This is a genomic window from Bacillus cereus (assembly GCF_002567495.1).
GTDB lineage: Bacteria > Bacillota > Bacilli > Bacillales > Bacillaceae_G > Bacillus_A > Bacillus_A cereus_AQ.
Genome location: NZ_NVAP01000119.1, coordinates 1 through 399 on the forward strand (window position 1 = coordinate 1; position 399 = coordinate 399).

The following is a 399-nucleotide window of genomic DNA, read 5'->3' on the forward strand; positions in this document are numbered from 1 at the left end:
TGGAAGCAAACAAAGTAGTAGAAGTACAAGTAGAAAATGCAAAAGAACTAGGAAGCTTACAAGTAATCAAAAAGGATGCAGAAAGTGGAAAAGTTCTAGCAGGCGCAGAGTTTAAATTAAAGAATGAATCTGGTCAAGTAGTTGGAGAAACGAAAACAACAGATAAAGATGGTGTTGTGAAATTCGAAAACGTAGTGCCAGGAAAATACACGTTAGAAGAAACGAAAGCGCCAGAAGGTTATAAAGCGCTAGAAGTGACAGTAGACGTAAATGTTGTCGCGAATGAAGTAGTAAAACAAGAAGTGACGAACGAAAAAGTAACAGGTCAATTCGAAATCGTAAAAGTAGATGCACAAGATAAAACGAAAGTATTATCAGATGCAGAATTCGAAGTGTATA

The 399-nt window shown here is 36.3% G+C and carries 1 protein-coding gene; it reads left to right on the forward strand.

Annotated elements, in window-relative coordinates; translation table 11 throughout:
- The coding region (locus COK05_RS30655) for an MSCRAMM family protein (protein WP_255290377.1) at positions 1 to 399 on the forward strand (399 nt) is incomplete at both ends.